At 41.3% G+C, this 24976-nt stretch carries 24 protein-coding genes; 9 read left to right on the plus strand and 15 right to left on the minus strand.

Features of this window, described 5'->3' with window-relative positions:
• Positions 1-45 precede the first annotated feature (45 nt).
• Positions 46-756, plus strand: coding sequence for a phosphate regulon transcriptional regulator PhoB (gene phoB / locus BFG52_RS16410; protein ID WP_067558845.1), 711 nt, complete (start codon positions 46-48; stop codon positions 754-756).
• Between the two features lie 10 nt (positions 757-766).
• On the plus strand, positions 767-2125 hold the full coding sequence (gene phoR / locus BFG52_RS16415) for a phosphate regulon sensor histidine kinase PhoR (protein ID WP_067558847.1): 1359 nt from the start codon (positions 767-769) through the stop codon (positions 2123-2125).
• A gap of 94 nt (positions 2126-2219) precedes the next feature.
• On the opposite strand, the gene asd is transcribed toward phoR, so the two are convergent.
• From asd to pncB, 3 genes are all read right to left on the minus strand, one after another.
• The gene (gene asd / locus BFG52_RS16420) at positions 2220-3074 is read right to left on the minus strand and encodes an archaetidylserine decarboxylase (protein ID WP_067558850.1); all 855 of its coding nucleotides are present in this window, start codon (positions 3072-3074) and stop codon (positions 2220-2222) included.
• Positions 3071-3916, minus strand: coding sequence for a sulfurtransferase (locus tag BFG52_RS16425; protein WP_081408779.1), 846 nt, complete (start codon positions 3914-3916; stop codon positions 3071-3073). The genes asd and BFG52_RS16425 overlap by 4 nt, the downstream gene beginning before the upstream one ends.
• Before the next feature lie 153 nt (positions 3917-4069).
• Complete coding sequence (gene pncB, locus BFG52_RS16430) at positions 4070-5281, minus strand: nicotinate phosphoribosyltransferase (RefSeq protein ID WP_067558854.1); 1212 nt, start codon at positions 5279-5281, stop codon at positions 4070-4072.
• A 230-nt stretch (positions 5282-5511) separates the two neighbouring features.
• On the opposite strand from pncB, the gene dtd reads away from it, so the two are divergent.
• Together dtd and BFG52_RS16440 are read left to right on the plus strand one after the other, a co-directional pair.
• The gene (dtd, locus tag BFG52_RS16435) at positions 5512-5958 is read left to right on the plus strand and encodes a D-aminoacyl-tRNA deacylase (RefSeq protein WP_067558859.1); all 447 of its coding nucleotides are present in this window, start codon (positions 5512-5514) and stop codon (positions 5956-5958) included.
• A 391-nt stretch (positions 5959-6349) separates the two neighbouring features.
• Positions 6350-7309 (plus strand): TerC family protein, encoded by a 960-nt coding sequence (locus tag BFG52_RS16440; RefSeq protein WP_067558862.1) that lies wholly within the window; start codon positions 6350-6352, stop codon positions 7307-7309.
• A gap of 389 nt (positions 7310-7698) precedes the next feature.
• On the opposite strand, the gene BFG52_RS16445 is transcribed toward BFG52_RS16440, so the two are convergent.
• The 3 genes from BFG52_RS16445 to guaD all read right to left on the minus strand — a co-directional run bounded on the left by BFG52_RS16445 (position 7699) and on the right by guaD (position 10239).
• Entirely contained in the window at positions 7699-7950 is a 252-nt protein-coding gene (locus BFG52_RS16445) for a GlsB/YeaQ/YmgE family stress response membrane protein (RefSeq protein WP_067558865.1), read from the minus strand.
• 245 nt (positions 7951-8195) lie between these two features.
• Positions 8196-8723 (minus strand): hypoxanthine phosphoribosyltransferase, encoded by a 528-nt coding sequence (hpt, locus tag BFG52_RS16450; protein WP_067558868.1) that lies wholly within the window; start codon positions 8721-8723, stop codon positions 8196-8198.
• A gap of 178 nt (positions 8724-8901) precedes the next feature.
• On the minus strand, positions 8902-10239 hold the full coding sequence (guaD, locus tag BFG52_RS16455; protein ID WP_067558872.1) for a guanine deaminase: 1338 nt from the start codon (positions 10237-10239) through the stop codon (positions 8902-8904).
• Here guaD and BFG52_RS17140 point away from each other — a divergent pair.
• Positions 10232-10414: a hypothetical protein gene (locus tag BFG52_RS17140; protein WP_157758128.1), complete on the plus strand. Its 183-nt coding sequence runs from the start codon at positions 10232-10234 to the stop codon at positions 10412-10414. The genes guaD and BFG52_RS17140 overlap by 8 nt on opposite strands.
• 177 nt (positions 10415-10591) lie before the next feature.
• Here BFG52_RS17140 and BFG52_RS16460 read toward each other — a convergent pair whose 3' ends face one another.
• Positions 10592-11032 carry a hypothetical protein gene (locus tag BFG52_RS16460; protein WP_157758129.1) on the minus strand — a complete coding sequence of 147 codons (441 nt, stop codon included), beginning with the start codon at positions 11030-11032 and terminating at the stop codon, positions 10592-10594.
• A 180-nt stretch (positions 11033-11212) separates the two neighbouring features.
• A complete protein-coding gene (locus BFG52_RS16465; protein WP_067558877.1) occupies positions 11213-12412 on the minus strand; it encodes an MFS transporter in 1200 nt (399 codons plus the stop codon).
• Between the two features lie 161 nt (positions 12413-12573).
• Between BFG52_RS16465 and BFG52_RS16470 the strand changes: the two genes are divergently transcribed.
• Positions 12574-13188: a TetR/AcrR family transcriptional regulator gene (locus BFG52_RS16470; protein ID WP_067558881.1), complete on the plus strand. Its 615-nt coding sequence runs from the start codon at positions 12574-12576 to the stop codon at positions 13186-13188.
• Positions 13189-13194: 6 nt separating this feature from the next.
• Here the strand turns inward: BFG52_RS16470 and BFG52_RS16475 are convergent, their stop codons facing one another.
• Together BFG52_RS16475 and dmeF are read right to left on the minus strand one after the other, a co-directional pair.
• Positions 13195-13926: a DsbC family protein gene (locus BFG52_RS16475; protein ID WP_067558885.1), complete on the minus strand. Its 732-nt coding sequence runs from the start codon at positions 13924-13926 to the stop codon at positions 13195-13197.
• A 280-nt stretch (positions 13927-14206) separates the two neighbouring features.
• Positions 14207-15247 (minus strand): CDF family Co(II)/Ni(II) efflux transporter DmeF, encoded by a 1041-nt coding sequence (gene dmeF, locus BFG52_RS16480; RefSeq protein WP_081408734.1) that lies wholly within the window; start codon positions 15245-15247, stop codon positions 14207-14209.
• 85 nt (positions 15248-15332) lie between these two features.
• On the opposite strand from dmeF, the gene BFG52_RS16485 reads away from it, so the two are divergent.
• From BFG52_RS16485 to BFG52_RS16495, 3 genes are all read left to right on the plus strand, one after another.
• Positions 15333-15599, plus strand: coding sequence for a metal/formaldehyde-sensitive transcriptional repressor (locus BFG52_RS16485; protein ID WP_067558888.1), 267 nt, complete (start codon positions 15333-15335; stop codon positions 15597-15599).
• Between the two features lie 135 nt (positions 15600-15734).
• Entirely contained in the window at positions 15735-16916 is a 1182-nt protein-coding gene (locus BFG52_RS16490) for an MFS transporter (protein WP_067558891.1), read from the plus strand.
• Positions 16917-17293: 377 nt separating this feature from the next.
• On the plus strand, positions 17294-20116 hold the full coding sequence (locus BFG52_RS16495; RefSeq protein WP_081408735.1) for a TonB-dependent receptor: 2823 nt from the start codon (positions 17294-17296) through the stop codon (positions 20114-20116).
• An 82-nt stretch (positions 20117-20198) separates the two neighbouring features.
• On the opposite strand, the gene mnmE is transcribed toward BFG52_RS16495, so the two are convergent.
• The 5 genes from mnmE to rpmH form a co-directional block, all read right to left on the minus strand.
• Positions 20199-21563: a tRNA uridine-5-carboxymethylaminomethyl(34) synthesis GTPase MnmE gene (mnmE, locus tag BFG52_RS16500; RefSeq protein ID WP_067558895.1), complete on the minus strand. Its 1365-nt coding sequence runs from the start codon at positions 21561-21563 to the stop codon at positions 20199-20201.
• Between the two features lie 80 nt (positions 21564-21643).
• On the minus strand, positions 21644-23395 hold the full coding sequence (gene yidC, locus BFG52_RS16505; protein ID WP_067559696.1) for a membrane protein insertase YidC: 1752 nt from the start codon (positions 23393-23395) through the stop codon (positions 21644-21646).
• A gap of 5 nt (positions 23396-23400) precedes the next feature.
• Positions 23401-23721, minus strand: coding sequence for a membrane protein insertion efficiency factor YidD (yidD, locus tag BFG52_RS16510; protein ID WP_067558898.1), 321 nt, complete (start codon positions 23719-23721; stop codon positions 23401-23403).
• Positions 23722-23731: 10 nt separating this feature from the next.
• On the minus strand, positions 23732-24121 hold the full coding sequence (gene rnpA, locus BFG52_RS16515; RefSeq protein WP_067558901.1) for a ribonuclease P protein component: 390 nt from the start codon (positions 24119-24121) through the stop codon (positions 23732-23734).
• A gap of 30 nt (positions 24122-24151) precedes the next feature.
• On the minus strand, positions 24152-24286 hold the full coding sequence (gene rpmH, locus BFG52_RS16520) for a 50S ribosomal protein L34 (protein ID WP_000831329.1): 135 nt from the start codon (positions 24284-24286) through the stop codon (positions 24152-24154).
• Positions 24287-24976: the final 690 nt, after the last annotated feature.

The following is a 24976-nucleotide window of genomic DNA, read 5'->3' on the forward strand; positions in this document are numbered from 1 at the left end:
TGTCATAAATATAAACAGCCTACTGTACTTAAAGGATATTACGTTGTGAAAGATGATTACATTTTAATTGTAGATGACGAACTTCCGATTCGAGAAATGATCCATACTTCTTTGGATATGGCAGGTTTTCAGTGTCTACAGGCAGAAGATGCCAAGCAAGCACACCAGATCATTGTCGATCAACGTCCAGCACTCATTTTACTCGATTGGATGTTACCCGGTGGCATTAGCGGTGTAGACCTATGCCGCCGTCTAAAACGTGATGATAACCTATCAGAAATTCCAGTCATTATGCTGACAGCACGCGGAGAAGAAGACCATAAAGTACAAGGTCTCGATGCGGGTGCAGATGACTACATGACCAAACCCTTTTCCACCCGTGAACTCGTCTCACGCATCAAGGCGGTACTGCGTCGTGCCAATGCCTTAACAGGTGAAAAAACCATTGATGCCAATGGCTTAATTTTAGATCCCGTCAGTCAGCGGGTCAGCTTTGGTGACAACATTCTCGATATGGGACCGACAGAATACCGTTTATTGGCATTCTTTATGACGCATCCAGAGCGTGCTTATACGCGTGCCCAGCTACTTGACCAAGTTTGGGGCGGTAATGTATACATTGAAGATCGTACCATTGACGTACATATTCGTCGCTTACGTAAAGTGCTTGAACCTTATGGTGTAGACCGTTTTGTACAAACTGTACGTGGTACAGGCTATCGTTTCTCTACTCGCGCAGATGTTGCACTAGGTTAAAACTGACTTCATGTATGAGCCTTATCCGGTCCCCGAACTAGCGCGTGACCATAAAAAATCACGCTATAGCAGTTTAAGGACATTTGCTAAGCAAGATCTCAAACTGCTTGCTTTTCTTTTGATTATTGCCGCTTTCATTGGCTATGGAACAGGTTACTTTCTGCTCTGTGCCGTCTTTGCTTTTGCTGTATTTTTCGCGTTTCAGCTCTATTCACTGTATTTGGTCAATGAATGGATTTCCAATCGTCCCTATGAGGTTCCACCCAATTTAAATGGGATATGGGGAGCATTATTATTCAATTTTTATCGAGCGCAGCGCCAAGAACGGGTTGTACAAGCCGAAATGGTCGGTTTAATTGACCGTGCACAAAGTTCTTTGGTGGCATTGGCGGAGGCAGTGGTCCTCACAGATGAGCTGCATCAAATCGAATGGGCCAACCCTGCGGCTGAAGCGTTATTGGGTATTCAAGCCTTAGATCGTGGACGTAATCTGCTCACCATTTTACGGCATCCACGTTTTATCGAGTATTTTAGTCATATCGATCAATATCCCGATGGTATTCGCGTCAAGCTCTCCATTGAAGATGAAAAATATGTGCAAATTAAATTGACCCGTTTTGGTAGCGAAAGTTTGCTATTGGTGGCCTATGATGTCACCCGAATGCAAAACCTAGAGCAAATGCGTAAAGATTTTGTCGATAATATTTCCCATGAGTTACGTACTCCCTTGACCGTGCTCAGTGGTTATATTGAAACCTTTACTGATCAAGAAGATATCAGCCCACGCTGGAAACGTGCTTTTGATCAAATGCAATCTCAAACACGGCGCATGAATGCTTTGGTCAATGATTTGCTCTTATTATCACGTTTAGAAAATGAAAAGCAGATTCCTAAAAACCAGATCATCGAAATGCCCAGTTTGATGAATCAATTATTTGATGATGCCCAAGCCTATAATGCCGATTATGGTCATACGCTCAACTTAGAAATAGACAGTCATTATGATTTGATTGGTTCAGATATGGAAATTGCCAGTGCGTTTAGCAACTTAATTACCAACGCGATCAAATATACCCCGAAAGGTGGCAGTATTACCATTGGTTGGCATGATGATGGTGAACAGGCTTATTTTAGTGTTGAAGATACTGGTATAGGCATTAACCCCAAACATTTACCCCGACTCACTGAGCGTTTTTATCGGGTAGACAGTGCCAGAAGCCGTCAGTCTGGTGGCACAGGTTTAGGTTTAGCCATTGTGAAGCACGTACTGATGCAGCATGCGGCGCATTTAGAAGTTGAATCAGTTGAAAATCAAGGCTCAGTCTTTAAAGCAGTCTTTCCCAAATCGGCATTATATTTTGTCGATTAAGCCGCTGCTCAAACCATGCATCGCCAGCCTGCATAGCGCTTGCTGGCGATGATCGAGGCAACTCAAAACCCAAATAAAAATAAAAGCAATCGTACTAAGCGAGGCGATGCCCTAGCGCTTCACCCATACGAACAGTACTGTTGGCTGTAAATGCTGCATCCCATTGCATGCGATGAGCTTCAAATAAAACAATCGCTGTCGAACCCAAATAAAAACGTCCCAGCTCATCGCCTTTGGCTAAATCCATTGCATGCTGTTTGAGTTCAATACAACCCGATGGTTTCACACGTCCTGTTGCAACAGTCTCGATTCCAGCCACAATCATGGCTCCCACCAAGACTACAGCCATACGTCCGAGTGCGGTATCAAATAGACAAACCATGCGTTCATTACGGGCAAATAAACCGGGGATATGTTCTGCCGTGGTTTGATTGACTGAAAATAATTCGCCTGGAATATACAGTGTTTCGGTTAATCGCCCAGCAACAGGCATATGCACCCGATGATAATCTTTCGGTGATAAATAAACTGTGGCAAATTCACCCTCTTGAAAAACTGCCGCCAATTGTGGATCACCAATCAATTGATCAACACTAAAGTGCTGGCCTTTGGCCTGAAAAATCGACCCTTGTTGAATCTGACCAATTTGTGAAATACAGCCATCTGCTGGGCTAACGATACTCTCGGCTGCGGTATCTATGGCACGAACACCCGCTTTCAGTGCGCGGGTAAAGAAATCATTAAAGGATTTATATTGCAGCGCATCACTTTGTTCAGCAATGCTCATATCAATGCCATATTTGGCTTTAAAGCTTTGAATGACAGCATTTTTAATCAGCGGATTTTCACTGGCCGCAAGTTTACCCACCAAACGACTCAAACGATGTTGTGGTACGATTTGCTGTGCACGAATAAAAACTTGTTCTTTTAAACGCGATTTAAGACTCAAAATGGTTGCTCTCCGCTGACTATCGGGCTATCGGGACGATTTCCCCATTCACTCCAGGCGCCATCATAAACCCGCAACTCCCATGCTAACAGGCGTGCAATAATATAGGCTAATCCCGAACGATGATGAGATTGACAATAGGTCACAGCAGCTCGACTCAAGTCTAAGCCACTTTGTTCTAGACCGTGTTGAATATCTTTTAAAGGACGCAATTTTAGATGATTTTCACGATTTAGGGCAGTACTCCACTCAAAATGGTAAGCACCAGGAATATGCCCACCTTTACGTGCAGCCAATCGTTGACCGATGTACTCATCCCAACTCCGACAATCCCACAATTGTAGACCACCCTGTACAACCTGTGCCTTAAGCTCATCATATTGGATACGATACTGCGGCAAAGCAGGGTACTGCGGATGAATCAATGGCTGACCGGATGGCATGACCGTCACAACACCATTGGCCACAGGATAAGCTGCAGCTAACCAAGCATGAATCCCACCATTTAACCAACTACAATTTGCAAAGCCTAAACAGTTTAAATTCCAAAGTAGGCGACCAGCCCATGCACCGCCTTCATCATCATAGGCCACCACATGACAGTCTGTGGTCAGATCATAGTCAGCAATGAATTTTTCCATTTGTGCTGGATCGGGTAATAAACCTGTTGCATCATCGCCTTGCGCCAATAACCGTGCTGGGGCAACATGCATGGCATGGGGAATATGCAACTGCGCAAAAACCGATGCACGGCTTAAATCAAGTATCCTTAATTGAGGGTGCCCTAAGCATGCAGCCAGCTGCTCCACCTCAATTTTAAAATCTAAATTCAACGCCTTCATCATCGATAATCACAGTTAAAATCATTGCTCAGAATATTAGCATAAGCCAATACAGCTCACGCAAATTGACTCACTATTCATCACATATATTGAACAAGATACTCAATATAATAATTTTCCATAATAATTTTTCCCATAATAACTTTTTTCGGTCTACTCGCTTTCTTCTGTTTCACTCAAACTAAAAACTTGCTTTAAGTAAGCCAAGAAAGTGCCATTGTCGGTCATGGTCTTACCTGGGCTATCAGAAATTTTCGCGACCGACTGACCATTACATTCAACCAACTTCAAAACAATATTCAGCGGTGTCTGTCCCATATCATTGGTCAGATTGGTACCAATACCGAAACTGACTTTAAAGCGGTCTTTAAAATACTGGTAAAGCTGCCAAGCTTTTTCAATAGTCAAGCCATCGCTAAAAGTAAGCATTTTTGTTTTGGTATCGATTTTTAGCTTACGATAATGCTGATAGGCTTTATCCCCCCACACATAGGGATCACCACTATCATGGCGTAAACCATCGAAGAGTTTGGCAAAATATAAGTCAAAGTCGCAAAGGAATGCATCCATTCCGACCACATCGGTCAGGGCAATCCCTAAATCACCACGATACTCTTGCACCCATGCCTCAAGTGCTGCTTTCTGAAAATTACGTAAACGTACATCCAAGGCTTGGAAAGCTTGGAGAAACTCGTGCGCCATGGTCCCGATTGGAATAATATTCAGCTCTTTGGCCAAATAAACATTGCTCGTCCCTCGGAAAATCGTCGGTACCGCTTGATGGAAAGACTGTACCACGTGCTTTTGCCAAGCAAAACTATAACGGCGACGTGTACCAAAATCAGAAACCAAGAACGGTTGATCTGGGTGCTGTTGCTGCGCGTACTGACCAATCAGTGCAATTTTTTCTTGTAGGCGACGCTCACCCTCAATTAATACTTCAGGGCTATGAATCCGTTGAAAATAAAGCTCATTGACAATTGAGAGCACAAAAATCTCAAACATCATCGCTTGAACCATCGGTCCTTCAACCCAGATGTCAAGACGTCCTTGAGCATCTAAACCAACTTGAATAAATCTACGTTTTAATTGAAATAGTTCTAAATAATCGACAAAGTCACTTTTAATAAAACGGAACTGGCGTAAATACTGTAACTCATCTTCTTTAAATTTTAGCTCACAGAGATAATCCAGCTGTCGGTTTAAATCATCTAAGATATCGCTGAGTGGATAAACCGTATCATCAAGATTTCGACAACGAAAATGATAGACACTATGCGCCTGTGGAAATTGATGTAATACCACTTGTAACATCGTGAATTTATATAAATCAGTATCGAGCAGCGAATGGATTATTGGTGACATAACGCAGACTGTTTTGGTTCAACTCTGGGCATTAAAGCATAAAATCACTGATAAGGACTAAAGTTTTCATAAATAATTCTTGTTAGCATCACCGATATACGGTCAGGGTACTGGCTGTGCTACGGATCATCAATCGCACGGAGAATACATAGACTTGACCTAAACACAGCACTTAGGTCTATACAATGCTAGTATTTACATGATTTAAAACAACGGTCTAAGAGGTTATTGTGCGGGCATTATTACAACGGGTATTGGAAGCCAAAGTGGTCGTCGATGGGCAAACTGTCGGGCAAATTGATTCGGGCTTAGTGGTTTTTCTTGGCATAGCACAACAAGACAACCTCAAAATCGGGCAAAAACTAATCGACAAAATTTTAAACTATCGAATTTTTGACGATGAACAAGGCAAAATGGGGCATAACGTCCAACAGGCTGCTGGTGGTATTTTATTGGTTTCACAATTTACCCTGATGGCGCATACCCATAAAGGGCTACGCCCAGATTTTGCTCCAGCCATGCCACCTGCTGCTGCTGAGCTTCTCTACCTGCAGTTAGTCGATTATGCCAAGGCACAATTTCCACACATTGCCACAGGGATTTTTGCAGCAGACATGAAAGTGCATTTGGTGAATGATGGTCCAGTCACCTTCAATCTAGAGGTGTCCACTGCATAATCCACTGATTCTGAAATAACCCGATAGCTTCTGAAATAACCCGACAGCGGTAGACAGCCAGCAGGTCTACAATACATCAGGCAGAGGCGAATAGCATTTGCGCTTATTTTATAAATATGCGATGCTACTGGCAGCTTATTATGTCATCGCCCAAAGCATTGACATAACAGAATTTAGGACAAGGGGAGTAGCCTCACCCAAACACTCAGCTCATCGCGATTATGCGCGCCGAGTGTGTCAGCTTATCGTCATTACACTTTTTTATAAAAGTCGGTAACTGAGCATCTTAAGACGATGTAGGCAAGACCTTGATCATGTTGAAACAGATGTTAATCCATCTGCCAACAGGTCAAGGTTTTTTTGTGGCCAGTTGTCAGATGTGGAGATAAGTATGAATACCATTGGCAATCCTTGGCTGTACTGCGCTTTTTTCATATTAGTGGCGGTCATGCTGTTAATCGATTTCTTCGGCTTTAAACAAAAATCATCACAGGCCCCCAGCCTGAAAAGTGCTGCAAAATGGAGCGTAGCGTGGGTTTCTGTTGCCATGCTCTTTGCTGCAGGACTTTGGCTGTATTTACAACAAACCGTTGGCGTCAATATTGCCAATCAGAAGACCATGGAATATCTAGCAGGTTATCTATTAGAAAAATCCTTAGCCATCGATAATGTCTTTGTCTGGTTAATGATTTTTGCTGCTTTTGCAATTCCACCAGCATTGCAACGTAAAATCTTACTCTATGGCGTATTAGGCGCCATTGTACTACGCAGTATTTTTATTTTTATCGGTGCGTGGTTTGTACAAGAGTTTTCGTGGGTACTTTATCTATTTGGCGCTTTCTTGGTCTATACCGGCTTTAAGTTTTTAAAAGGTCAGGCTGAAGAACAACATAATATCGAAGACATGAAACTACTCAAATGGTTACGTGGTCATTTACGGATTACAGCACACATGCATGGTGACCGTTTCTGGGTACGCCAAGATGGCTTATTGTGGGCAACGCCGTTATTTCTGGTGTTGGTTTTAATTGAAGCTTCCGATGTGATTTTTGCAGTAGATTCTATCCCCGCGATCTTCGCCGTCACAACCGACCCATTTATTGTACTGACTGCCAATTTAATGGCCATTTTAGGCTTACGTGCGATGTTTTTTCTATTATCAGGTGCCGCAGAAAAAATGCACTATCTTCCCTATGGGCTAGGGGTTATCTTGGTTTTTATTGGGGTAAAAATGCTACTGCTGGATATCGTACATTTACCGATTTGGATGTCTCTCAGCTTTATCGTGATCGTCTTAGCCATCACCACGTGGTTTTCTATGCGACACCATAAAAATCATAGCACCCCTTAAGCCAGCACACTGCTGTACCCAATGCTGCAAAGCTGATGGGTCAACAGCACAAATTGTATCAGTTGTATCAGCTAAACGCGTCTTAAACTCATACAAAAAAGCCCTAACATCCTGTTAGGGCTTTCCTGTTTTCGGCTGTAGCTATCACACAATTTGAGACGAGCATCCTGCATGATATAACATCTATCCATGTTTTTTCATCAAAGTAACTTCCTGTCACTGTTAAAAGCATCTTAGTGAAAAGCATGGCATGACAATAGTCGTTTTTATCTGTTGTTGTTGTAAGAAAAAACCGACAACTATCAACAACTAGTTTTAAACACATAGTACAACAAGCAACACGCGAGATCACCCGAAGATCATCTCGCTATAAAAAATATTTTTTTAGGCTAACTGGCACGACGGGTAATTAGGTTATAAATCATCAAGACCACGATGGCACCAATGATCGACGCAACAAATCCAGCGCTGGAATTTTCTGCATACCAGCCCATATAACGCCCAATATAAGTTGCCACAACTGAGCCCCCAATCCCCAATAGTGTGGTGAAAATAAAACCACCTTTATCATTACCAGGATGTAAAGCACGTGCGATGAGACCTGCAAAAAAACCGACGATAATTGCGATGATAAAGCTCATAAATGTTCTCCAATCAATTCGGTGCTGTTTATGATGTATACGATTATGATGAGTTGTTGCTAAGTAAGTTATAATTAACGATATTTCACTTGCTGGATAGTATAACTTAGCACAATCCTGTTCGTTTTTTGTTGATTTTTATGCGCTATAAAATATTAAAAAATTAATTGAATCAAGGCAATAGTCAAATTAAACCCTTTAATTATTGCCTTAATACTTGACCTAAATGCTCAAAATAATGAGATTTATAAACCAATTTCACCAATAAATGGCAAATGACGGTATTTTTGATCGTAATCTAAGCCATAACCAACAATAAAACGGTCTTCAACTTCTAAACCTAAAAATCGAACCGGTAAATCGATTTCGCGGCGCGAGGGTTTGCTAATCAACGTACACAATTCAATCGAATTGGGTCCACGGGTTTGTAAAATTTCTAATACTTTACTGAGCGTACGACCAGAATCGATAATATCTTCAACCACCAATACATCTTTGCCGCGAATTTCTCCATCTAAATCTTTTAAAATTCGGACATCGCCCGAGGAGGTCGTGCTCTTCCCATAGCTCGACACCGTCATAAAATCCAACTCATGTGGTTTGCTGATTTGACGGCATAAATCTGACATAAAAATGACAGATCCGCGTAATAATCCAATTAAAACCAATTCTTTATTACTATTGGCATAGTGGGCATCAATCTGTTGGCCTAGTTGTTTGACCTTGGCTTGAATTTCTTCAGCTGAAATCATCACTCTCATATCAACAGTCATGGGGAAGGTACCTAAACGTAAAATATCGACTTATAGAAAAATAAAAAAGGCGTTGACCTGCAACACCTCCATGATGGGCGTATTTTAGAACATATCCCTGTAGGATGCATCCCATTTACACCTTTTTTCAAATAACGCCCAGTTTTGCAAAGCTTTAATCTTCAAGAATCAGCAGCCATTATGCTGTGGCTGCCTTGTCATAGACTTTTTGCCCTAGCACATAGGTTGCCTGTACATTGCGATCATCCCCCATAATCATTAAGGCAAATAAAGCATCCTCAATGCCACGACTGTGCTGTTGTCTGAGCGCTTGTAGGGCTGTAGCCTGAAGATCAAGCACTACAAAATCAGCTTCTTTGCCCACGGCAAAGTTCCCTAAACAGTGATCTAAATCAAGTGCTTTCGCAGCACCTAAGGTGATGTGATACAGTGCTTCCAGCGCCGATAACTTATAGCCTTGTAGCTGTAAAACCTTATACGCTTGATCCAAGCTATGCAGCTGGCTAAAACGCGTACCAGCACCAATATCGGTTCCCACAGCCACTTTGACTTGATGCTGCCATGTTTTTTGCAATGGGAATAAACCACTGCCCAAAAACAAATTAGAACTTGGGCAAAAGGCAATGGCTGAATCGGTATCATGTAAACATTGCCATTCTGCATCTTGTAAATGCACGCAATGGGCAAAGACAGAACGAGAACCCGTTAAGGCATAATGATGATAAACATCTAAATAATTTTTATGCTCTGGAAACAGTTCTTTTACCCATTGAATCTCGTTGTGGTTTTCACTTAAATGGGTATGTACATAGACATCTGGATATTCGGCTTTGAGGCGACCTGCAACCTGTAATTGTTCAGGGCTAGAGGTTGGGGCAAAACGCGGTGTAATCGCATAAAGATTGCGTCCTTTGCCATGCCATTTTTCAATTAAAGCTTTACTGTCTCGATAAGCACTTTCGGCGCTATCGCATAACGCTTCGGGCGCATGACGATCCATCATGACTTTACCAGCAATGATACGCATTTGATAGCGTTGTGCGGCACTAAATAATGCATCAACTGACTGTGGATGGACACTGGCAAAAACCAGCGCCGTGGTGGTGCCATTTCTAAGTAATTCTTCAATAAAAAATGCGGCAATTTTATCGGCATAATCACGATCAGAAAATTTCATTTCTGTCGGAAAAGTATATTGCTCAAGCCATGTTAATAGTTGCTCACCATAAGCACCAACCATTTCTGTTTGCGGAAAATGAATATGGCTATCTAAGAAGCCAGGAACGATCAGTTGCTCTGGATAATGTTCCACGTGAAATTCTGCGCTAAGCTGTGCTTGCCCATCTTGCCAAGCACCACACCATTGAATAATGCCGTGCTCAATCAGCAATAAACCATCTTCAAAATAACGAAGGTTCTGTGCAATTTCTGCTGCTTGCTTTACGCTCTGTTGAATATCGAGTAAACGTCCACGAATGGCAACTTTATCATAAACATTAGATGCAACAGTGCTCATACAATTATCTCAAGATCATGGTAGCCATGAGTATAATCAAAACTCTTTGCCACGGGTACGTTTAGCACTGTGGAATAGTCGGAAAGACCTCATCATGTTGACCGGCTTCGAACCATATAACCATTGGACAATACAAGCTTTGGTCGATACAAGCTTTGGTCCATATACCCCTTAGGCAATACAAGCTTTGGACAGCTCAGCATATTAGAGCAAGTTTAAATAAAGAAACTTAGCTTAAAAGAAACTTGGCTTAAGAGATTCAGATTTAAAGACAGAGAGCAGCACGGTCTACAGCGTTCTAGGTTGCTGCTTTCAGCACAGCAGCCCTGGTCCCTAAACCTAGATATCTAAACTATTGTGATGCTGGCAGATGAGAGTTTTTCCACTGTTTTTCAAGCTGTTGTTGCTGTTGCTGACGCTCCCATTGCTGCCATTCCTCAACATGCTTGGGCTGTGGTGACTCATAACGTGGTTGACCATCAGATTCAGCCAGAGGTACGCTACTGCAAGCGCTTAGTAGTAGGGCAGCACTGCTGATACTCAACACTAAACTTCCAAAAAATAAGCGCTCTGCGCTAGATTTAGCCTTAGGTGCTGTTGCTGCTAAAGCTTTGGGCGCTAATTTTTCTGATCCAATGCTGCTTGCTGTAGAAGCTTTTAATGTTGTACCCATTGCAACCAGAACAGCTGGTCTAACCAATATGGTTGATAAAAATTTTTTAAAAGTGATTGAAGTTGGCATACGATCGTATTGCTCATCATGATTATCGTTGCGATAGTCTAAACCGAGCACATCGACATGCACTGTTGCTTTATTGAAATAACAGAATTGGAATCACAAAGTTGCAATAGCAACATGCAATCACAGAATCGACATAACATCGCTAGAATTATACAAGCACCAGAGCGCACGCTAAGCTAGGCTAGAAGCACGCTCTAAACGACGGATGGTATTATAATAGCTCTCTTCTCTTCATGATGGCTCACAGCGTTGATACTTTCCTAAACGTTGATAACCTAGACATACCGCCAATATCACCAATATCCCAGCCACAACGGCAACCCTAAAACCAACATCAATCCCCATAGCATCCACCACTTGCCCAGTAATCGCAGCGCCAAGTGCAACACCAATACTCAATGCTGCCAACAACCAAGTCATTCCTTCTGTTAAACGAGATGCTGGTACCATGCGTTCAATCAACGTCATCGCAATAATCATGGTCGGTGCAAAAAATATCCCCGCGACAAAGACCATAAGCAACAAAGCTACAATACTATTTGCCCAGAGCAAGGGCAGGGTTGTTATCGCTGTAGCAATTCCACCGCATAACAATAGACGGTGCAAAGGCATCCTAAGGTTCGTTGCACCAAATATTAATCCAGCCACACAGGAACTCAGTGCATAAGCAGACAAGACCCAACTGGCAGCAGCAGTCTGTTGCAGACTTTCTGCAAATGCCACGCTCATAATATCAATGGTACCCACAATAACGCCCATTGCGAGCATTAATAAAGCCAGTAATAACACATCCACTTGCCTAATGATGGCCGTCGTGTGTTGTGCCTGTTGGGCAGAATCAATTTTGGGTTCCGTATTTCGTTGCAATGCTAGAAAAATAATACCCGATATTAAAAAGATAGCCGCCAACAATGGACCAGCCTGCACAAACCAAGCCACAGATAATCCAACAGCAAGCGGTGGACCCACAATAAAACTTAACTCATCCAGAACAGATTCTAAAGAATAAGCCGTTGCTAATTCAGGTTGCCCACGATAAATCTGTGTCCAACGTGCACGCAACATTGCAGATAAACTAGGCATACAGCCAGTAAAAATTGCCCCCACAAATAATAGCCATTGTCCCAACTGCCAATAAGAACACAGTAAGATCAAACTCGTGCCAAACACACTGAGTAGGGCACTGATCATCAATATACGATACTGCCCATAGCGATCGACAAGTCGTGAGATTTGTGGTGAGAGTAGGGCATAAGCCAAAACAAAAGTTGCCGAGACCGCACCTGCCAAAGCATAACGACCATATTGTTGCGACAACATGGTAATCATCGCAATCCCTGTCATGGGCAATGCCATACGCGCAAGTAATCCGGCTAAAGTAAAGCCTAAGGTACCTTTTACGGAAAATAATGCTGTATAACGATGCAACATGGCACACCTCAAGCTTGTGGTTTATAACTGCTCTCGTCATAATACATACGAAGCGTATGTATAAAATCATATATACATACGCTTCGTATGTAAATAGCTAAATGCATAGATCCGAACATTGCTCAGACATCATAGGACAGTAAGAATAGGACAGTTAGATTATGGCGCGTCGTACACAGGCTGATATGCAAAAAACTCGTGTCACCTTATTACAAACTGCACGTAAAGTTTTTACAGCACATGGATTTAATGCTACATCTATGGATGATTTAACCGCACAAGCGGGCTTAACCCGTGGTGCGCTATATCATCATTTTGGTGATAAAAAAAGCTTATTTCAGGCAGTAATTATCGAAATAGATCAAGAAATGGATCAACGATTACAGCAGATTACTGCGCAACATACTGATCCATGGCAAGGCTTTTTACAGCGTTGTATTCATTTTTTAGAAATGGCATTAGAACCTGAAATACAACGCTTAATCTTAGAAGATGCGCGGGCGGTATTGGGTCAACAAAGCTTAGATGCCCAGCAATACTGCATAAGTTCGATTGAAAATATACTGACAACACTCATGAAGCAACAGATCATCAAACACATGGACTGTACAGCATTGGCACGTTTCATCCATGGCAGTCTCAATGAGGCTGCATTTTGGATTGCGCAAAGCCAAGATGGTCAGCAGACGCTAGCACAAAGTATCGACGTTCTAACACAGTTACTCATCGGATTACGTCTCGACCAAACAGCATCTGCTTCCAGAGCATCTAAATAAGCCGAATCAAAGCCCCAACTGTTGCCAAATATTTTGAATTTCAGTGGCAGAGTAAGCTCCCATCACGACATGACCATCGGCAAAAATGATCGCAGGCGTACCCTGTATGGCGAGGCGTTTGCCTAAGGCTAAATTACGTGCAACTGGGTTAGGGCAATCGGCAGAAGCTGTCGGAATCACGCCCTTAGCAATGAGTTGCTGCCAAGCATACTGACGATTGGGAGAACACCACACTTGCTGGCTCGGTATAACGGATTGATGTTTTATTGGATATAAAAAAGTATAGATGGTGACATCTTTCAGCTGAGATAAATTATTATCTAAGGTTTTACAATATGGGCAGTTCGGGTCAGAAAACACGATGAGCTGATGACGACCATTGCCACGGACGGTTTTAAGAGCATCAGACAAATCCAAACTTTTTACATCTATCTTTACTGCTGACATCTGGGTATTCGAACCAGCGCGGGTGCTTGCAACTAAGTCTTTGCTTAGATTACGCTGATCTTGCAAACGAATCATGGAACCCACCAAAATATGTTGCGCCTCTTCATCTAAGTAGATCACTTGCTGATCTAAAATACCGCTATATAGACCTTTGACTGGCGTGGTTTTTAAATCAGTGATTTTTACATTGGGATAGTTCTGCGTGAGTTTATGCTGAACACTGTCCACATCAGCATGCAGCATCATACTACTCGCCAATAACAAACTCGCAAATACCCCTTTGGCAACCATTGCTATTTTTGTCATTCCAACTTAATCCCCAATATAGAAGAATTGCATTGTAAATGACATCCATAGCAAAGAGATAGCAAGCAAGCATCGACTTTGTATCAGCCCTGTATCCACCTACAAATCATAAGAAACACGTAGAAACCTATAAAAAAACACAGTAAAGCACCAATCTTGGCAACTGCCTGAAGCCTATTTTGAGTATAACTTCACGTGGAACCGCTCAGATCAGACCTAGAAATTTAACAAGATCTATGTGGCGACTAAATGAGTGCTAATGATTTTACTCAGTTCGAAACTGCGGTTCGATATTTACATGTGCAAGCTCTGGATAATGCTGTAATAGATGCTGAATTTGATGAAAATCCTGCAAGGAAATTCCACTAATACGCAGCATACAAGAAAACTGTGCTTGACCAATTTTCCATAGATGCAAATCTTCTATCTGTAAACCAGTAGAAAACGCTTGTAAATCATGTCGAATACGTTGTACTAAAGGATGATCCATCTCGGCATCAACCAAGACTTTGCTGCACTGGATGATCAGCTGTATTGACCATCTCAAGACTAGAATTGCTCCAACAATGCCCAATAATGGGTCTAAAAACTGCCAACCAAAGTACAAACCCAACGTTAGACCAATAATAGCCAAGACTGAGGTTAAAGCATCTGCCACCACATGCATAAACGCAGAATGGCGATTTAAATCATGCTCTGGGTGTTGGTGTTGGTGTTGGTGTTGGTGTTGGTGTTGGTGTTGGTGTTGGTGTTGGTGTTGGTGTTGGTGTTGGTGTTCATGATGATGCACACTTGAATCATGCAATAACCATGCGCAAATTAAATTCACAATCAAGCCCAGTACTGCAATCACAATTGCTTGTTGATATTGAATTTCTGCTGGGAAGCATAGACGTTCTACCGATTGATAGAACATCAGCACCGCAACCATAAACAATAAAATCGCGCTACTAAAACCTGCTAAAACTTCTATTTTCCACGTCCCAAAGCAAAAACGTGGATCATGAGCATATTTTGCCGCAACAAAATACGCGCAATAAGCGAGCCCTAAGGCAATCAAATGTGAACTCATATGCCAGCCATCAGCCAACAAAGCCATTGAATGTAAATACCAACCACCAATAATTTCCAATAACATCATGACGGCGGTAAAGACAGCTGCATAAAACAATTTCTTTTGTAGTAATGGATTATGTTGCTGCCCTAATGCTGCAACGTCTGTACATATCGCGCTTATTGCGGGTCGATCAGCGTGTGCAACGTTTTGATCGTCACGAATGGCTTGTTTATCATCATGCAGAGTCATTTTATTCCCCATAAATACCCCCACCCAGTATAGAATTGTTTTTTTAAATATACTATACCAGAGTATATATTTTAGGAATTCAGCTATGAGCCACCTTCATCAAAATAAAAAAGTCTTAAACCGTGTACGTCGTCTAAAAGGGCAGTTACAAGCAGTAGAAAATAGCATGCAGCAAGCGGATAACTCTTGTATCTCGGTACTACAACAAGTTGCAGCCATTAAAGGTGCAATCAACGGCTTGATGAATGAATTGATTGAAGCGCATTTACGTGAACATGTATTACCGACAGAAGCAGCAATTGATGAAGAAGAATTGCAGCAGTTTATTAAATTGCTGAAACGTTATGCTTAAACAGACAAAATAATATAAATCAATTGACCTTTAAGCGTTTAAATCTTAGGCTTTTAAGCTCCTTCCAACCGTATCAGCGCGGCTATTGCTGAAGCGAGCACTTGGATTGAAAAATTGAGCAATGTCAGAGCAGCTATGAAATATACATTGTGGCAACCTTTTTTATTGATTAGCCTTGCGCTGTGTATCGGAACAATGGGGACTGCATTGCCTAGCCCCTTATATCCGCTCTACCAACAGCTTTGGCAGTTACAACCTAGCCATATTAGTTACATCTTCGTGGCATATATGTTTGGTTGTTTAGCCACACTGCTCTTTTTAGGGCGCAGTAGTAATAGTTTTGGTTTTGTCCGCAGCATTCAAATCGGTTTAGCTTTTGTTATTTTAGGACTGCTTCTTTCAGTACTGGCAGAGAATGCCTACCAACTGGCATTTGGGCGTTTCTTAATCGGCATCGCTTCTGGGCTGATTAGTACCTCTGCCATGTTAGGGTTAATTTATACCATTCCTCCCGAACACCAAACCTCCGCGCCACAACTCAGCTCAATCATTACTGTGGCTGGTTTTGGTATAGGACCGCTCTTTGGTGGCAGTATTGCACAATTTTCCGCGCATCCACTCATTAGCCCCTATATTCCCATCATTGTTGCGGCAATCTTTAGTTTTTTTAGCTTATTTCTAGTTAAACAACAAAGTTTTTATCGACAAAACTTTTCTATGGCACCGCATCTGGAGCTACCATCGCACAATACGCATCGTACTTTCTATATTGCAAGTTTTGCTGCATTTTGTGCATTTAGTTGTTTTAGCCTTTTTGCTTCTCTGGCACCATCCTTTATACGCGATATTATTCCTTGGCATGGTCCATTGGTCAGTGGTGCGACCATTACCAGTATTTTAATGATTTCACTGTGCATCCAGATTATAGCCAAACGCTTAGCTGCAAGAAGCTGTCTACAACGTGGTTTTTTGATGCTGATCTGTAGCTGTGCCATTCTACTCTGTAGTATTTTACTGCAACAAAGCTGGCTGTTTTTTGTCAGTGTGATATGTGCTGGTATCGGGCATGGTTTGAGTTTGATGGGTGCCTTTGCCACCATTCACCGCATTACCCAAAGCAACAATCGTTCAGCCGTGATGGCGACTTATTTATTCATTGCCTATTGGGGGACTATCCTCCCCATTATGGCGGTTGGCTATTTGGCTGATCTATGGGGTTTTCAGGCGGGCATTATTTTCTTTTGCATATTCACCAGTTTGATCTGTACCGTATGCCTTTGGCAGCAAAGCCTTGAGTACAATACCACGTCAAAATAGCAAAATATATTAAACCACACCTATTCACACTTATTTTCTTTTTCTGCACATCGCGTCTAGTGCAGCGTTCTATCTATATTTTTCTCAGTTTTTAAGCAGTACTTTTACAAAGCTAAAATAAGATTTTGAGCAATTCTTTAGCGCGATATTTTTTCCATATTTTATTCACAATATTTGTGTTTTGCTCAAGCGCTAAGCCTTGTTCTGGCTTAGTTATAACACCCAAAAACATAATAAAAATTATTATTTTTCAAATTATTAAATTTATCATTTTTCAAAATACAAATTAAAATATTAATGATAATTATTTACATTAATGATTAATAATGTATGCTTTGTGACTATTTGTAATAATGGCGCAATAGGAAATTTTAGATATGACCAAATCATATCCAGCTGTATCGCTGCAATTGATAAGTTTTAGAAAGAACCCATACCAGCAACTGTTAAAAAAGATGATTTTTACGGCAATGATGCTCGGTAGCAGTCCAATTTTATTTGCACAACAACAGGATGTATCTGTGCTACCGGTCATTGAGATGCAGGCACAGCAACAAGAAAAAGCTCTTAAAAATGGCAATATGGATATTATTAGAACTGAAAATGATATTCAGCCCTATACCATTATTAAAGCAGAAGACATTAAAAATACTGGTGCAACCAATGTCAGTGATTTAATAACCAAACTTTTACCGCAAGCCACCTCGATTCCCAATGATTCTGGTTCTGGTTTTACCGGAACAACCAGCCAAATTAACCTAAGAGGTTTAGGCGCAAACCATACATTAATTTTAATTAATGGTCGACGAGCAGCAGGTATGGGCAGTCGAGGAACAGCAGAAAGTACCGACCAACCCAACTTAAATAATATTCCATTAGAAGCGATTGAACGCATTGAAGTCCTGCCCACATCAGCTTCGGCAATCTATGGTTCGGGAGCCATTGGTGGGGTTATTAACGTTATTTTAAAACGAGATTATGTTGGTACAGATGTGACTGTCCGCTATGAAAATACATTGGGGAATGACCAACCCGTTAAAACCGTCAATTTAGTCACAGGCTTTGCCCTTGAAGAAGGGCGTACGCAAGTATTATTCACGGCATCCAAACGTGACCAAGACCCATTGTCACAGTTTGACAAAAAATGGCGCAATATGGGGCGTAATTTACAACTTCAGAATAACCCCAATTCAATTCATAATGCGTCTAGCCCACCTGCAGGGGATCTGGTCAACCTGCGCATTAAAAATAGCGATGGGAGTTATACTGCTGCGCATATTCCCAAGGGATGGGATGGTGATATAAATAAGCTTGGAGAGGGTTATGCACTTGGTCTTTCTGATCAAATGAGTGCTTGGTCTGGTAATACCACGCTCATCACAGAAAGTAAAACAGAAGCTTATAGTCTATCGATCAATCGTGATTTTACAGACAAGTTAAATGTATATTTAGAAGGCTCTTATGACAAAGAAGAGGGTAAACATTTAACCACACCACATGGCTATGGTGTCGTAACCTATAAAGCAGATAATCCGACTAACCCATTCGGTAAAGAGGTACAGGTTAACTTCCCCGTCAATTGGTCAGATATGGGAGAAAAAGCCTACCGACGTATTGAAAATGAGACCAAACGAGTAGCCACAGGATTTAGCTTTGACTTAACACCTGACTTTACGGTGTCTGCCGACTATGCTTGGAGCCAAGCCGACATTATGGTGAACTACCCAAGACGTGGCAGTAATAACCCTGGTGCCAAAGCTTGGACGGCGGATTTAAACGCAGGCTTAATCGAACTGATTAAAGATACCACAACTGAAAGTACAGATATTATTGCCAAATATTGGAATTATCCAAAAACTCAGACCCAATCAACTCTCAATGATTTTGCGTTGCGAGGAGCGGGCTCGATATATACTTGGTATGCAGGCGATATTAGTATGGCAACAGGACTAGAATATCGTAAAACCAAAACAGAAGGGTTTGCGGACCATCAACATGTCGATAACCCGTGGCGAAAACCCACGGAACGTAATATGGAAGCTAAAAGTGCTTATTTAGAATTTGGTATTCCATTGATTTCACCAGACATGCAAATACCTTGGGCTAAATTATTTGATGTTCAAATCGCTGGGCGTTATGAAGAATTTAATATTGATTCCAGTACACCTCAATATAAAGTAGATTCCTCAACCGGATATAACTCGGTTTTAACTGGCTATACCACCCAACCTAAAACCAAGTTTGATGCGATTACCCCAACGATTGGTTTTAGATTCGCGCCAAATGAGCAGATTTTATTAAGAGCGTCTTATAGTGAAGGCTTTATTGCACCAACTGTATCCCAATTAGCTGAAGCAAGCAGTAGCCAGACAACCAGTACTACACTCGTCGATCCTAAAACTGGAAAGATTATTAGCAGTTATGATGCTATTTCAGGTGGTAACCCAGATATCACCCCAGAATCATCAAAAAGTTATAATGCTGGTATTGTTTTAACACCTGATTTTATTCCTGACTTACGCTTGTCGCTAGACTATTTCCATATCGAAAAAACCAACAATATTACTGAACCATCAGCAGAATATATCTTAGCCAATGAAGGAAATTTTCCTGGACGTGTCACACGTGATGAACAGGGCAATGTCACTGCGATTAATACCCAGCCCTTTAATGCATTAGGTCTAAAAACCAGTGGCTTTGACACAGCTATTCATTATTCTTTTGACAGTATCTTAGGCTCATCAAACTTTAATTTGGGCTATACCTATGTAGACCAATATATTCGTCAAACCAATTTAAATGGTGGTTGGGAAAGTCAATTAGATGGTAGTGCTAGCGGCAACCCTATCCGACATCGTGCCAATGCCACCTTCACCTTAAAACCAAATGAAACATGGACCTTCGGTTGGGGAACGCAATACTACAGCGCTTATCATATTAGCAATGCTGCAGCAATTTTAAATCAAACCGGTCAAACAGCGGATAGCTTAAAAATCGGTGGGGAATTCTTCCACGATATTTTTGCGCGTGCTAAATTTAAGGTTCCTGGGGTGAAACAACTCAATCACGCTGAACTTGGTTTTGGTATTAATAACTTATTTGATACTTATACTTTAGATATGTCTGGCACAAACTATATCAGCCGTTATAGCAATGTTTTAGGTCGTAATTATTATCTAAATCTCAAACTTTCTTTCTAATCCATCTCATCCCGCTCCAGCACTTCATCACGATTGAAAAATAAGATGAAAAAATAAGCTTGAGCGGGATTTCTATTAAATTTTACTTGCCAATACAAAAAGAGCCGAAAATTTTACCCAGTAAATCATCCGCACTAAAATCACCAGTAATTTCACCCAAAGCATTTTGTGCTAAGCGTAAAGACTCGGCAACCAATTCACCAGCATGAAATACCGTCAGCTGATCATGTGCTTCAGCCAGATAATATTGTGTACGCTGCATTGCGTCTAAATGGCGCGTACGGGCGATAAAAGTATCTTCTGCAGGGTGAAAGCCAGCATGTGCAGTAACGCAGTCAATTAAGCTGTTTACGCCCAAATCTTGCTTTGCAGATACACGTACATGACGAAAGCCTTGATAGTCTGATAATGCCGGTGTCAGATTGGTTAAATCACATTTATTACCAATCAAAATTAAGCGTTTACGGTCTATATGCTCAGCAAAATAGCGCTCAGCCAACTGTAAAGGCTCTTCATCACCACTTAAATCATAAACCAACAATAATAAATCAGCTTGTTCGATCTCTCGAATAGCACGTCGAATTCCTTCTTGTTCAACAAGATCTCCCGTTTCACGTAAACCAGCAGTATCAGTTAAGGTGATCGGTAAACCGTTTAGGGTAATTTTCTCATGTAATACATCGCGGGTCGTGCCGGCAATATCCGTCACAATCGCACGTTCATTGCCAGCTAAAGCATTGAGTAGACTAGATTTACCAGCATTTGGCTTACCAGCAATCACCACTTGCAAACCTTCTCGTAATAACTGTCCTTGACGTGCAGAATGTTGTACTTGGCTTACAGAATGTTGTACTTGTTGTAATAAGCTCAGAATTTTGCCATCAGCTAAAAAGTCTATTTCTTCTTCTGGAAAATCAATTGCTGCTTCTACATGTAAACGCAAATGAATCAACTGCTCTAGTACAGTATTGACTTTATTGGAAAAAGCACCTTGTAAAGAACGTACAGCTGAGCGTGCAGCAGCTTGCGAACTGGCATCAATCAAATCGGCAATGGCTTCTGCCTGAACCAAATCCATTTTGCCATTTTCAAAAGCACGTAAGGAAAACTCTCCTGCTTTTGCCGCCACAGCACCCAATGCCAAGGTGCGTGCCAAGACAGTATTTAGAATTACAGGTCCACCATGCCCTTGAATCTCAACAACATCTTCTCCAGTAAATGACTGTGGACCGGCAAAGCAAATGATCAGTCCTTCATCCATCACTTGCTGCTCTGCGTCGTAAAAGCGACGAAAACAGGCAAAACGTGTAGCCGGTAAATCTTGTTGGGTGAGTGCGGCAGCAATAGAATAGGCTTTCGGTCCAGACAAACGGATAACGCCTACCCCACCACGACCTGGTGGTGTTGCAATCGCAGCAATCGTGGTTTGACTGACACTGTGGCTCATCATACTTTCCAATTTCATAAAATAAAAAATCCGCCTAAGATTACCATCTTAAGCGGATTTTATCAGCAGTTTCCTGACGCCTAATTGGCCACAGTATTGTCTTTATTTAAGCGTTGTTTTTCGACGCTCTTATTAATAAAGCCTTGCTGTAAGATTGTGATCGAGTTGTTCACAATCCAATATAAAACCAGACCAGCAGGGAAGAACAGCATAAACACTGTAAACATGATAGGCATGATTTTAAAGACTTTTGCTTGCATTGGATCGGCAGGTTGTGGGTTCAGCATTTGCTGAATAAACATGGTTGCCCCCATCAACAATGGCAAGATAAACCATGGGTCCATTGCCGATAGATCTTGAATCCAAAGAATCCAAGGCGCATGGCGTAATTCCACACTTTCCATCAACACCCAATACAAAGCCAAGAAAATCGGCATTTGTAATAATAAAGGCAAACAACCAGACAGTGGATTGACTTGTTCACGTTTATATAGCGCCATCATTTCTTGTGAAAAACGCATACGGTCTTCACCAAATTCTTCTTTCATGCGTTGCATTTCTGGTGCAATCACACGCATTTTCGCCATAGAGCGATAACTTTTAGAAGACAGTGGCCATAAGATCAGTTTCACCAGAATCGTCAATAAAATAATTGACCAGCCCCAGTTACCGACAATGTTATGGAAGAACTGTAAGCCCATGAATAATAATTTGGCAATTGGCCATAACCAACCATAGTCTACAGTTTGATTTAAACCAAGCGCTAGATCTTTTAATTCAGACTGAATTTTTGGACCAGAATAGAAAGTTGCATCAACAGTCATGGTCTTACCAGCAGGAACGTTGATTGCTGGTGAGGTAAAACCAATAATATTGCTATTATCTGCGGCTTTACGTGATTCTAATTTGGCCTGATAAGGCTTATCACCAAAATGCCCTGGTACCCAAGCACTAACAAAATAGTGTTGTACCACAGCAACCCATCCACCAGTTGCTTCAGTGGCGAGTTTTTCCTCACTAAACTTGTCGAATTTCAACTTATTATAATGAGAATCAGGCGTGCCCCAAGCTCCACCTAAGAAAGTGCCCAAGGTAAAAATACCTTGATCAGACTTACCAGGGTCTTCAGAGTTATCACGTTTGATTTGACCAAACATTTGACCTTGCCAATCTTGAGTACCGCGGTTTAATACCTGATAGCTCACTTTAATTGGATAGTCACCTGCTGAGAATGTGAAAGTTTTAATAATCTCAACGCCTTCGGGTGTTTTATAGACCAAAGGTACATTTAAGACTTTAACAGACTTACCATCTTGGTTAACAACCTTAGCATCTTCTAGGCTAAAACTTGCTTTCTCATATTCGTAATTTGGGCGTCCATTACGATTACTGTCTGGACCATTTAGACCAATTAAACCAGACTGCGCGACATAGGTACGCTGATGATCACTTTCCAGCATGACAAATGGCTGATCACTATTTTTGCTTTTGTCATGTGCAAGTAATTCCATCCGAACAATATCACCACCTTTCGGACTAATCCAAAGATGATAAAGGTCAGTTTTAACTGAAATCAGTTGTTGATTTGCATTGGTTGGTGCTGCGGTATTTGGCTGTGCAGCAGCAGTTACCTGAGCTTGTGGGACATCACTAGATGCCGCAGTGCTTTGCGCATTTGGTATATCAGCAGAGACATCATGGGCGACTGCAGCTGCTGGTGTTGCTGGCTTACTCGCATTGTCATGTCCATAGTCTTTTTGCCAAGCCAAAATGAGCAAATATGCGGTGACTAACATGGCCCCGAGGATCGCAAACCTGGCCCATTGTTGCATATTCATTACCCCAAATGGTTAGAGTGTTTTGGATTAGATAAACGTTCACGCAAGGGTACAGCAACAAGAAGCTTTTGAGAATCTATTTGCTGAAATGAAATAAAACGAATGGCTTTTTGCGGCACTGGATCATAACCATATCCCCCCCAAGGATGACAGCGACAAATACGTCGTGTTGCCAACCATCCACCCTTCCACGCACCATGGCTGCGAATTGCTTCAATGGCGTACTGTGAACAAGTAGGAATATAGCGACAACGAGGCCCTAACATCGGGCTTATCAAGATTTGATAACAACGAATTAACCAATGCAGAATACGAGCCATCGGTTTACTCTCATTTTTCAGAGGAAATTGCTATTTTATGGTGCTTTTTAACAAGACGCTGTAATTTCAACCAAGCAAATTGTAACTGCTGATGTAGTTCAGGATTAGGAATTGCTTCAATACCGATTTTAGGCATCACCACAATATCCAAATTATCAATTTGTTGTTGATGTAAGCGAAAACTTTCACGCGCTATACGTTTTATTCGATTTCTTTCATGTGCGCGACGTACTTTTTTCTTAGCGACAACAAGCCCTAAACGGCTATTTTGCTGTTTAGATGGGGTAGCTAAGAATAAGAAATGAGGTTGATGCACTTTAAAAAGCGCACCCTCAAACACACTTTTATAATCAGCAGCACAACGTAATCGAAGCGCCGTGCTGAAATGATAAAGTGTCATACCTCTTTCAATCGTACAGATAACTATTAATTAAACAGTTAAGCTGTGACGACCTTTTGCACGGCGACGAGCTAATACTTGACGACCAGCTTTAGTTGCCATACGAGCACGAAAACCATGAACACGCTTACGCTTTAATTCGGATGGTTGAAATGTACGTTTCATATCGAAACTCCAAAATGATCTTATCTATAAAGGTTCGCGATTGTATTGCGCATTGTTTGAACTGTCAATGTAATTCATAGTTTTTAACCCTTTTTGACTTAACTTTATACAACATTGCCATAATTTGCTGAGCGTTGAAGTCTGCATGATTTTTTGTCTGTTTTTCACACGATTTATAATTAATATAAAATATTCACATTGTAAGTATTAGATTTTTAAAGTAAATTACAGATATAAACAGCGTTAACAACAAGTTTATCCACATATAATAAAACGTCGAGATTTTAAATTTGAATTTATTTTACTGGAAATGAATTTAAAATGGTTATCCACAATTTTGAAGCCCTCTATAATTAAATTCAAATTTATAAATTTAAATTTATTATTATTAGGGGAGGGTTTTTCTGTGGAAATGATGTTTTTATTTAAAAATAACAATAGTTTGGGTTGTTGATATCTATGTTTGAATTAAAAGACTGGATTGTGGATAAGTTTATGCTATATTTTATCCACAGCTTTTGCTTAGAGCTATCCATAATGGCTTTAAATTTAAAAATATGGTGCGAGGGGTTGTTTTTTTACACAAATTCGCCCGAATTAGTCATGACAGATGTGGATAACTTGGGTAGAATGGCGAGCCCTCTTGGGGGATGGCTTTGAAATTGAATGGTATAAATAATGGGGTCTCAC

The organism is Acinetobacter larvae, from assembly GCF_001704115.1.
GTDB lineage: Bacteria > Pseudomonadota > Gammaproteobacteria > Pseudomonadales > Moraxellaceae > Acinetobacter > Acinetobacter larvae.